7 protein-coding genes and 1 other RNA gene are annotated in these 12521 nt (G+C 38.5%); all 8 read left to right on the top strand.

The window, feature by feature from the left end; all coding sequences use genetic code 11:
- The first annotated feature begins 25 nt into the window (after nt 1–25).
- Nucleotides 26–1327 (top strand): ATP-binding protein, encoded by a 1302-nt coding sequence (locus GVV20_RS05835; protein WP_159740564.1) that lies wholly within the window; start codon nt 26–28, stop codon nt 1325–1327.
- 320 nt (nt 1328–1647) lie between these two features.
- Entirely contained in the window at nt 1648–8397 is a 6750-nt protein-coding gene (locus GVV20_RS05830; protein ID WP_159740565.1) for a SpaA isopeptide-forming pilin-related protein, read from the top strand.
- Between the two features lie 245 nt (nt 8398–8642).
- On the top strand, nt 8643–9413 hold the full coding sequence (gene proC, locus GVV20_RS05825) for a pyrroline-5-carboxylate reductase (RefSeq protein ID WP_159740566.1): 771 nt from the start codon (nt 8643–8645) through the stop codon (nt 9411–9413).
- A gap of 100 nt (nt 9414–9513) precedes the next feature.
- Complete coding sequence (locus GVV20_RS05820) at nt 9514–9924, top strand: SRPBCC family protein (RefSeq protein ID WP_159740567.1); 411 nt, start codon at nt 9514–9516, stop codon at nt 9922–9924.
- Between the two features lie 65 nt (nt 9925–9989).
- Nucleotides 9990–10340, top strand: a transfer-messenger RNA (tmRNA) gene (gene ssrA / locus GVV20_RS05815).
- A gap of 704 nt (nt 10341–11044) precedes the next feature.
- Nucleotides 11045–11389 carry a hypothetical protein gene (locus GVV20_RS05810; protein WP_159740568.1) on the top strand — a complete coding sequence of 115 codons (345 nt, stop codon included), beginning with the start codon at nt 11045–11047 and terminating at the stop codon, nt 11387–11389.
- Nucleotides 11390–11481: 92 nt separating this feature from the next.
- Nucleotides 11482–11754, top strand: a complete 273-nt coding sequence (locus GVV20_RS05805) for a hypothetical protein (RefSeq protein ID WP_159740569.1) — start codon at nt 11482–11484, stop codon at nt 11752–11754.
- Complete coding sequence (locus GVV20_RS05800) at nt 11750–12157, top strand: ParB/RepB/Spo0J family partition protein (protein ID WP_159740582.1); 408 nt, start codon at nt 11750–11752, stop codon at nt 12155–12157. Before GVV20_RS05805 ends, GVV20_RS05800 begins: the two co-directional genes overlap by 5 nt.
- Nucleotides 12158–12521: the final 364 nt, after the last annotated feature.

The following is a 12521-nucleotide window of genomic DNA, read 5'->3' as shown; positions in this document are numbered from 1 at the left end:
TCATACTCGTATGTGAGGTGATGAAATGTTTGGTTCTGTCTATTTAAAAAACTTCCGTTGTTTCGATGAAACGACCGTTTCTTTGAAAAACAAGCGTGGATCGTTCAAACAACAAGTCAGTGTATTTGGAGAAAATTCAAGTGGTAAGACGTCGTTTCTTCTAGCTTTTGGATTTCTAAGACGGCTCACCGATGGATATCGTGTCAATGATATTTACCGGACCCGTACGCACTTCCGACATACACCCAAAGTAGATCCATTTGACTTAAAGCGAGAAGTTGCAAAACACTATCGAAAACTAGCATGTGAAGACATGGTCTTAGCCTTCGAAGTCTCCATTAAAAACCAAATATTTGTATATACAGTACAATTTGACAACAGTCATAATCTCATTCAAGAGTCGCTCATGAAACGTGTCAACAATAAAGAAAACATTATCTATAAAGCTGATCGCTCCGGTATTGTTTTTGGCCGCAGTATGGTCTTAGTCCGCGATATTGATACCATCAATGCTTTCCACAAAAAATCATTTGGCGAGTATACAATGTTATCCATTCTTAATTATATTTGTTACGAACACAAAGACATTGTCTTTAAATCAACACTTTCTGACTTCATTGAATACATTGCGCATATGCGTGTTGTAATTCCAAACCATTATATGCAATTAGACTTCCATAACTTTGTCTGGAATTCCAATATTTCAGTTTTCGGTGGGCGTGCAGATATTGAGTTGAAACAGTTTATTCTAAGTTCTTTACCCGTATTAAATAATACGATCAAAAGTATTTTTCCATTGGTTGATTCTGTGGACTATACCTTCATTGAAATCGAGCCTAATTTATGGCAATACGACCTTGTTGTTTCCAAACGAACAGATTTAGGTATCGTAAGTGTTCCTGCGAATGAACTTCCAGCAGGATTAACACATGTCTTATCAATGTCGATTAGCTTCGTGGAACTGATGTTGGGAAATACCGTCATTTATGACCAATTTGACCACTATCTCCATCAAATGCCAATGCTGAACATTATCGAAAACATTGTTTCTAAGTTTTCTGGGCAAAGTATTCTAACCCTTGATTCTTTAGATACGATGAATCATTTAGAACCCCCTTCTGTTTATGTAACCAATATCAAAGACTATAAGTTTACGGTTACCGGAATTGAAGAGATTTCTCCAACGCAACCGAACCATAACGTACGTAGTCGTTACGAATCGGGTGTGTATGGGCATCCATTAAAAACAGAACCGAATACGTTATACGTGCTAATCGACGACTATACAAAAGTTGTCCGATGGACACGTAACAAAAACAATTACTAATCATTGGGAACGTCATAATTGTTGTTTAGGACATTAATGCACAACGCTTCCTAAAGTGGTGTAGACTAATACTATCATCGAAAGATGACGTTTTACCCCACCATTTATATGACTTAGTACAGAACGTCTTCGACATCTGACATGTATTAAGCTAAAAAGATCCGCCCCCGGATCTTTTTCTGCGTTACCCCATTTAATATGTTTATTTCCTTACATTATGTATGAATAACACATTTTTGACTGTGGAAACGAGACACATTACTACTTTTGCATCCATCAATTAGATATAATGAGCCTTGTGTCTAAAGGAGAAAATACAAATGAAGAAGAATAGATTTCTGGCGCTAGCCTTAGCGCTACTTGTCGCATTCTCTCAAGTATCCGTACTTGCTGAGGATAAAACAACCCACGAAATCGCCCCCACAGTTCTTTCTGAAACTAGTCATGATGCAAACACAAACAATACATCAAATATAGATTTAGATCCTGCTGTGGATACACCCCAACCACAGAAGGGTGAGATTTCTACCGATGGCGATGCAGTTCAAAATGCAACTGAAACATCGACTGAATCCGTGAAACCTCAGCAAGCTGCATCACGTTCCCAACGTGAGCCTAAAGATTGGTCAAAAGCAATCTTACCAGGTACCGCGCCAATGCTGACGTTATTACATACTAAGAAAGAGAATGTTATCGACAATAATGGTGAGCTCACCTATCGAGACAGTCAAGAAATCACTGATTTTGATCAACCTCTAAACATTGAAAATGGCGATGTCCTTAGTTTCAAAATCAATTGGAAAATTGATGAAGCAATTGCGAACTCTGATGACCCTGTCTTACCGCACGATTATCTCGAGTTTGAATTACCCAAACATTTTGCAAGTACTGCAAATCTGTTTATAACTGAATTTGGAACGTATAAAATTGAAAATGGTAAAGTACGCTTTACATTCAACGAAGCACTCAATTCAGGATCAACATCGAGTGGTTTACCAGAAGGAAAACTCAATTTAAATTTACGAGCAGATCTTAATAATGTTGATTTAAATGTTCCCTTCGACATTACCATTCCCTATACCGATGAAAAAGTCTTAACCTTAAATCCGCGTTTGGATGTGAAAGACGATGTTACCAAAAAAGTACTTTCAGCTGAAGCAAATGGCCAAACAATCACTTGGGAAATTGATATAAACCGTAGTAGTACATCAATTACCAATGCTAAGCTTCTTGAAACACTCCCCGAACATAGTTCATTAGTATCTGTGACAAAAACCGAATTAAAACCAATCTTAAAAAACGGCAATTTATCATTAGAACCCGTTTCGAATACAACAACACCTCTTGATGTAGCGTCTCAAACAGGACGAAATGTCGAGATTAGCTTAGGCGATATCGATAAACCATATCGAATTCATGTTACTACCAAAACTGATGACGCATCGATTGACCAAAGCAAAGAGTTCGAAACACTCATCAACCATGCCAAACTTACGGGTGAAGGAATCAAACCTGGATCTAAAACAGAAGATTCAGCATCATTCAAATATACACTTCCTGAAAAAGTAACTAAAGAGCATACAGCAGGTGTTGAAAATTCCGGAAGAGATTCATGGGCAGTTGCGATAAATCCTCATAAAGTCACTTTAAAAACTGGCACAGTCTTTAAAGATACACTTTCAGGCATTGCAAGTACTTATGATTCATCCAGCTTCAAATTTAAAGTTGGAACAAAAACGTATACTCTAGCTGATTTAAAACAAGATAGTACAAACCCGAATAAATATACATTTACGGGGGCAGATACTACAACACGTTTTAGTTTTGAATTGAACAATAGCAGTAAGAACCCCCACTTCGAGCTAACCTACCTAAGCAATTCATCAGAACGTGTAGATATTACTTACGATACGATTGTGACACTTCCCGAAAAAGGAAACAGTGACAACGTAACAACCCAACCTGATGGCAATGTCACCAACCAAATTATTGGTAAAACAGGTGATACAATCATTGGTAGTGGTGGCGGAACCGGTGCTGGATACTATGGTCGAATTATTTCGAAATCAAGACCAGTGATTGATTATGCAACAGAGACAATGACATGGACCGTCGAAATTAACAATAAAGAATATCTTCACGATAAGATTCTTGTGAGTGATATGCTACAAGGAACCCATAACATCTTCTCGATTGATACTGACTCACTTAAACTTGACGGTGTCCCTGTATCAACCACGACGCACAGCTCGCTAACATTTAGTAAAACTGGTGACAATGTAACTGGATTCTCATTCGAGATTAACCCAAACAAGCCAACCAAACAACGTTATGTGCTCACCTACACAACGAAGTTTGACGCTCGTAAGTTTGAAACAAGTGAATCAATCGGTATTGCAAATAATGCCGCTGTCGAATTATCAAATGGCAGCACAACCTTAATTGATACAACACGCGTTTCTGACTCAATCAAAACAACAGTTTCACACAATGGTGAGAAACGTGGTCATTTTGATTTCAACGATCCGAAGAAAATAATCAAATGGGAAAACTATCTCAACTTCAACAACCGTCCGGTAAAAGATGCTATTGTATTCACTGATGTGCTTCAAAACAATCAAGTTTACCATCCTGAATCACTTAAATTCTTCCGTTATACGGTTGACTCAAATGGTCGTACGGTTTTAGGCGACGATATCACCAAAGATCTTTCGATCACCCCCACTGTCGATATCGCTAAAACAATCAACGAAGACCAAACCGAATCACGAACAACAACACTAACTGTTCGAATCGATGGCGCTAACCTAAAGGCATTAGGTTCCGACCAACGTATCGCAATTATATTCGAAACCGATATTAAAGATGTAGAAGCACCCCAAGAAGTCATCAATACCGCTCAGGTAACCTACGATGACTACCCCACCGAAATTACTGCGAAAGTCAAAGTCTCTGATGGACATCACGTTGTGAAGTCCAGTCCAGGAGCGATTGATATCGATGCGTCTGGAAATGTCAAAATTCCATGGCAAATTGACATCAACCAACGACGTTCAAAGTTACAAGAAACTATCCAAGTTCAGGATTTATTGAATGACACACACCTCTATCTTCCTGAAACATTGAATGTTTATAAAGTCGTTTACGACAGTACGGGACGAGAACTTCCAGAACAAGCTGAGCTTCTTGAACCCAACCAATACTCTGTAACCTATCTAAACTATGCTACCGATGGTAAGACAGTTTTAGATGGGCCTATTAATGAACCCCACAGACAAGGATTTAAACTCGAAATACCCGTAACCAAAGGAAATGAATACGCATCATTCAAAGTCACATACCAAACAGAATCCATTGTTTCTGAAGGTCGTGTTGAATGGACAAATAATGTATCGATGGAAGGAATCATCACAGACAGTGGCTCAAAAACTGTAACGGACTCCAGCCACAATTCCTATACATATGGAAGCGGTAGTTCTGGTGTTGTGAATCTCGAACTCGAAATTTTCAAAATATCAGAAAGCAATATTACTGACAAGAATGGAAAACCCCTCAATGGTGGCGACCCTCTTGAAAATATTCAATTTAAATTAATCACACCTAACGGACGAACAATCCGTGAAGCATCAACCGATAAGGATGGAAAGCTTGCGTTTAAAGGCCTCTACCCTGGAAAATATCGTATTGAAGAAGTTGCGCCATATCCTGGATATGTTTCAATTGCACCCCGTGACATCGTACTCTCAGCAAATACTGAAGCAGAACGTAAAAAGCACGAAACAGTTGTTAATTATCCACTATCCATCGAAGTTCTAAAAGCATCTGTGGATGGTACTGCACTTGCCGGCGCAACATTCGAACTGTATACCTATTCTGAAAGTAAAGGTTATACTTTATTCCGTTCCGCACAAACATCTGATGCACAAGGCCGTATCGTCTTTACAAACGATATTAATCCTGCTTCAGGAGTTGCAGCAGATCGTAATAACTTACTTGAAGATGGCGTTACATATTATCTTAAAGAAACACAAGCTCCTAATGGATTTATCCACAATGATGCATACATCCCTGTAACAGTCAGCGTCAACAATAACGGTCTCACCACCGTCAATGTTATTAACCACAAAGCGAAACTAAACTTTACGAAAACAGACGTTCTTGGCAATACACTAAGTGGTGCAACATTCGGATTATTTACCGATGCGAGCGCAACACAACAAGTCTACGAAGCAACATCAAATACACACGGACGTGTATCCTTTGAAAATGTTGCTGTTGGTAACTATTATTTAAAAGAGACTCAAGCAGCACCTGGCTATGTTCTTGATAATACAATTACACCCGTTGTTGTCGACCTTCACGCACCACTTGAAGTTGAACTTGATTCACGAATCAACTACCAAGGATCCGTTACATTAACAAAACACAATGCGAACAGTGACGTCCTAGAAGGTGCCGTCTATAAACTCTACGATGCATCTAACAACCAAATTGGAGATACGTACACAACGGATATCAATGGCTTGATTTCAGTTCCAAACTTAGCTCCAGGTACTTATTCATTTGTAGAAGTAGTTGCACCAAATGGTTATCTCTTAAATACAATTCCTGTTACCTTTACAATCGCACCAAGTGCTACCGGTGAACCAACCCCAGTCGTTACAAACCATATCAACTACAAAGGCTCAGTTTCACTCATAAAAGAAGCTCCAACAGGTCAAACCCTTGAAGGTGCTGTCTACAAACTCTACGATTCGAGCAACAACCAAATTGGAGATACATATACAACTGATATTAATGGTATTATCTCTGTATCTGATTTAACTCCTGGTACATACTCATTTGTAGAGATTACAGCTCCGCATGGCTATCTTGTGAATACAACACCAGCTGTCTTCACAATTATGGCTCAGGCTGAGGGCAACCTTACAAATACGGTCGTAAAACATGTAAACTATCAAGGATCCGTTTCATTCACAAAAGAAAACGTAAATGGCGATGTCCTCGAAGGCGCTGTTTATAAACTTTATGATTCAAACAACAAACAAATTGGAGACACTTACACAACGGATATCAATGGCTTGATTTCTGTTGAAAATTTAGCGCCTGGCATTTACGAATTCATTGAAGTAAGTGCACCGCATGGTTACCTTATTAACACCGAACCAGCAACCTTTACCATTGCTTCTGAAGCGATTGATACACCCATCGCTATCACAGCTCACCATATCAATTACAAAGGTTCTGTTACACTCACAAAGGAAAATAAAGATGGCAACGTCTTAGCCGGAGCAATCTACAAACTCTACGATGCCAATAACAACCAAATTGGCGATACGTACACAACGGATATCAATGGCATGATTTCTGTTGGAAACTTAGCTCCCGGTAACTATTCATTTGTAGAAATAGTTGCACCACATGGTTACCTACTCAATTCAGTTCCAGCAAGCTTTACAGTTGCTTCTGAAGCCGTCGGAAACCAAACAGAAACAACAGTAACTCACGTTAACTATAAAGGAACGGTTTCTTTAATTAAGGAAAGTCCAAGTGGTACTGTTCTTGAAGGTGCAGTTTATAAACTCTTCGATGCAACGAACACCCAAATTGGGGATACGTATACAACGGACATCAATGGTATTATTTCCGTTGCAGACTTAGCTCCTGGTTCGTATTCATTCGTGGAAATTCAAGCACCACAAGGCTACCTCATTAACACAACACCTGTTTCATTCACGGTTATGGATGAAGCAGTGGATAACTTAACAAATACAATTGCACGACATGTAAACTACCAAGGATCCGTTTCATTAACAAAACAAAATGCAAACGGGGATGTCCTCGAGGGTGCAAGTTACAAACTCTTTGATGAGACAATGAAGCAAATCGGGAATACGTATACGACAGATATCAATGGCTTGATCACTGTCGAAAACTTAGCTCCAGGTACTTATTCATTCGTGGAAATATCAGCACCTAAAGGTTATGTCATTAATACAACACCTATCACTTTTGTGATTGATGCTGAAGCAATTGGCGCACCAACACGTGTAGAAACATCTCATATCAACTACAAAGGCTCTGCTGCATTAGTCAAACAAGATGCAAGCGGCCATGCACTTGAAGGCGCAACATATAAACTCTACGACGCTACAATGAAGCAAATTGGCGATACCTATGTTACGGATGAAACAGGCTTAATTGCTGTTTCTGACCTCGCACCAGGAACCTATCAATTTGTAGAAGTCGCAGCACCTAACGGATATATTATCAATACCGTTCCTGCTGAATTTACCATTCAAGCTGAAACCAACGGTGAACCAACCCCAGTCGTTACACACCATATCAACTACAAAGGATCTGTTTCACTAATCAAAGAAGACGCTCATGGCAACCGTCTTCAGAATGCTGTTTATAAACTTTACGATGCAGATAAGCAACAAATCGGCGATACATATACGACGGATGCACAAGGTACGATCTTAGTTTCTAATCTTGCCCCTGGAGCTTATACATTCGTTGAAGTAACAGCACCAAACGGCTTTATGATTAACACTATTCCAACAGCATTCACAATTGAATCTGAATTGGCTGGTGAACCATCTCTTGTCGTTGCACACCATATCAATTACCAAGGGTCATTAACAGTTACTAAAGTTGATCCTAAAGGAAATATTATTGGCGAAGCTACATTTGAGTTATTGGATGCATCTTTAAATCCTGTCGCAACAGTAACAACTGTTGATGGTGTTGCGCACTTTGAAGACTTGGCTCCTGGAACCTACAGCTTACGCGAAACGATTGCACCGCAAGGTTATGTACTTTCGAAGGAAATCATTACCATCGAAATTCCTGAAACTTATGCCGGCGAATTTGAATCAATTAATATTGCATTTGAAAATGATGAAGAACCAATTGTTCTTGGCGAAAGCAAAGAACCGAAGAAACCATCTGAAACACTCCCACAAACTGGTGTTTCTAATACTGTTCTCTTCTCTGGTTCTGCACTAACCTTAATGGGATTCTGTGCTTTAATCATTGCGAAACGACGCAAATATTCTAAAAATTAGTTATTTTTAGACTTACACCCTAGAGGTGTAAGTCTTTTTTTTAATCACTCGATGATATTGGTTATCACTTTACTTTCATTCTCGAACAAATAAGTGCATAATAGATATAGGAATGAAGGGTTGTAGCGTTTAACGACATTCCAAACCTTGGTAAACCAAGAACCTTTCAATGAAGCGAAAATAAAAAGCAAGATATCTTGCTTTTTATTTGTATTCGGAACACAATGAAATAAAGGAGTGATATCATGAAAATAGGATTTATTGGAATTGGAAACATGGCACAGGCAATCATTCACGGAATGCCGAACAAGGAAGATATCATTATTAGCGCACGAACGCATGATGATACGCTGTTTAAAGCAAATAAACTGAACGTTACCCCTGCTGCCAATCACCATATGTTGGTTATCGAATCAGATATTATTGTGATGTCGGTCAAACCAGAAATGTTCAATGCCATTTTTGAAGAAATAGGGCCCTATTTACGAGGCAAAACCATCGTGTCTATCGCAGCAAAACTTACGATTGAGAAAATTCAAAAGCAAGTTGGCGATATTCCTGTGATTCGCGCAATGCCTAATTTAAATGTTGCCATCCAACAAGGCATCACTGCCATTACTGCCTCTGATAATGTTGACAGTCAAGTTGCAACATATGTTCGCGAAATGTTTGATAATTTGGGTTCAACCGTGCTCATCCACGAATCGCAGATGAGTGGCTTTATCGGTCTTGCAGGAAGTTCACCCGCATTTGTATTTAAGTTTATTGATGCAATGGTTAGTGAAGCGATGCAAGAGGGGTTTGCTTACGACGACGCATTAAGTATTGCCAGCCACGCTGTATCCGGAAGCGCAAACTACTTACGTGTTAGTGGAGTCGATGCTCAGATTTTAACAGAGCGTGTTTGCTCACCTGGTGGTACAACGATTGAAGGTGTCCGTTCACTCGACGCCAATCATTTTGAAGATACTGTCCGTAAAGCGGTACGCGCAACCATTAACAAAGATAAACAATAAACAAAAACTCCTATGATGGGAGTTTTTTTATTGGATACAGTGCACTATGCAAGTCTTCTTTCTTCGTATAGTGCTAGAATGTAAATATAGGAGGATCTTTATGGAAAAAATTTCAATTACAACTCGGATTAATCAACCTATTGACCTTGTTTGGGAGGTTTGGAATGATCCACAGCACATTATGAAATGGAACCAAGCATCCGAAGACTGGCATACTGTCCGTGCCTCGAATAATCTAACTGTTGGTGGACAATTATTGTCACGAATGGAAGCAAAAGATGGAAGTATGGGTTTTGACTTTTGCGGGACATATACTGCCATAATCCCACTCTCACGTATTGACTACATTTTGGATGATGGACGTGAGGTTTCGGTCATCTTTTCTGAAAACTACGACTCTACTACTGTAACTCAAACATTTGACCCTGAAGCGACAAACCCTGCTGCCTTTCAGCAAGCGGGATGGCAAGCCATTCTAGATAGTTTTGCCAATTATACTGAAAAACTTTAAGGTTTTTCAGCTCGATATGCATACTTAATTGTGTGCTCTATTATCTCATGATATAATAGCTCTACGGGGTCGTCATGGTTTCGACAGGATTTCGTTTGATCTCAATTGCAGTGGTGTGGCTACCTAAAGGCCAAAAAACTTATAACTGGAAACAACAGTTTACAATTCGCTGCTTAATTAGCGTTTAACGCTGCAGCCAGATACTATGCGTTTTAGCCTTTGGGCAAATAGTATCTAACAACCTACAAAGGATAAGGTGTTGCATTGCTCGGTGTACCACACGAAAATCTAAGAGCGCATCAAGGTTAATGGTTGGTCTTATGTCCTTGCCTTGATTATTTACACGAGACTAAACTGTAGACGTTGAGATGTGGGACACTTTCTGGACGCGAGTTCGACTCTCGCCGACTCCACCAAAAAAACATGAACTAACGCTTGAGGTAGATAAAACGCTGCTACAAGCGTTTTTTTATTAGCGGCTCGCATTAAACTGAGAAACCAAAAATATTAAAACATCTTCTTCATAGAACGCTTTGTTTACATCTTAGCGTTACCCACGTCTTACCCTGTGATCAATGGCTAATTATGTTTCTTCAGTTTTGCGATCGCTGATAGTTGTTGATTGGTAATTTGATGATTAAAAACTTTTTTAGATTTTGATGTGAGACTTAGGAGCAGAATATCTAACTGAAAGCCTTGAGTGATTTCGACAAATAGAGAGTATTATTAATGAATAGAAAAACACGACTTATTAATAATCTTCCTCTTAGCATCGAAGAAATGAATTGTCTTCGATTGCTTTGTTAACATCACACATTTTTTTGACTTGTCTAACAATTCTACAAAAAAACGCTGAAGCAATTTGCGAACAGCAAAATGTTCTTCATTATATAATTGGAACGTTTGTACTTTATACAATAATGTTCGCGTTAGTACTCAAGGGCATCGCGAGTTGATAAGCAACCCTTGAGTATTCTCGTTTAAGAACATGAGAGTAGCTGGACATAAACGTTCTTTTACAATTAAACAATGACAAAAACAAAAGTCAAAAAGCTTAATACAGTCTCAAAAAAGTTAATGGGTAAAAGATTAAGGGCCGAAAGGTTGAGGAGGTACAAAAATGTACAGAGAAAGTTCAAGTAGTAGGAATAAGAAATTGTGGGTCAATCTGACAAATAAATTCTTTGATGATGTATATGCTCTACAGATATATGGTGAGAGAGATTACGTAAGAGGTAATGGACAAAAGTACGCGCAATACTTAAATGACTTAATTAGCATTCTAAAAAATGAAGTCACTGGATATAGTGACCTAACTTACAATGAACAAGAACTTGTGTTTGGTGAAGTAACTTGCATTGTTGCATTGGAACGATTGCATCAAGAAGAAACAGTAACTGATGAAGACTTTGTAGAATTATGTAGCAACTTATTACAAGTTTATAAAAGGGAGGTGTGGTCATGAGCTACATCTTCTACCCACTATTTTTTAGCATTTTGTATATATGCTATTTAGGTGTAACAGGAAAATACATTGATAAGGAAGAGGATTAAATTATGAACTATACCGATGTTGTAGAACATGAACGTAAGATCGGTAAGCCATTAGGGATATTGCTGGAGGATCAACTATATTTCAAAAAAGGTACTGTAGGAACGTTTCAAACGTCGCAAATGACTATTCCAGAAGATGAGTGGATTCTGTTCACTCCAATAGCCATCGATGTAGATAAATCAAAAGACTATTATGAAGAATTAATGGGAGCTGAAGTAATTAGATACGCAGGACAATTAGAAGAAAGAGGAAGAGGAAATGATTTAAAATATTAAAATTCAAAACTTAAACGGACACCCACAAAATCCAAGAACAGAAATAAGCGACATTAGTGAATTAGTTGATAGCATCAAATCCCAAGGTGTTCTCCAGAACTTAACTGTAGTACCTGGAGATGATGAAATGTATACAGTTATTATTGGTCATAGAATATTAGATGCAAGTAAATTGGCTGGTCTGGTGGAACTACCTTGCATGGTAGTGGGAATGGACGAGAAAACTCAACTTATGACTATGCTCGTAGAAAACATTCAACGTCAGGACTTAACGCCACTTGAACAAGCGAAAGGTCTACAGCAATGTCTTGGCTTAAGGATGAGTGATGAGGAAATACGTGTTAAGACAGGGTTCTCAAAAAGAAAAATTAGAGAGAAAGGAAATCCTGAAGTTAAAAAATGAGAACGCTGAAAAGCAGTCAATTTATCCTTTGATGATTTGATTAAGATTAACCAGATTGATGATATCGAGAAAAGGGATGAATTGCTTAATGATTACGGTGGAAGTAATGAATTTTTGATTGAGGTTGATTTAGAGTTCGAACGTCAAGAGAAAGAGAAATGTTCGGAAGCACTGAGAAAGTATATGGTTAAGAAAGAACTTATTGAGATAACAGACTTTGACTACAGTACCTACAGTTATGGAGAAATGGTATGGCAACACTTAATAAACTCATCAAGATTTATTCTTCCTAATTCTGAAAGGTTATGAATTGCTTCCGCAACTCTCTCAATATCTCTACTATCCATTCTATGTATTTCCATAT

This window comes from Erysipelothrix aquatica (assembly GCF_009828775.2).
GTDB lineage: Bacteria > Bacillota_I > Bacilli_A > Erysipelotrichales > Erysipelotrichaceae > Erysipelothrix > Erysipelothrix aquatica.
This window is presented reverse-complemented; position numbering and strand designations above follow the sequence as displayed.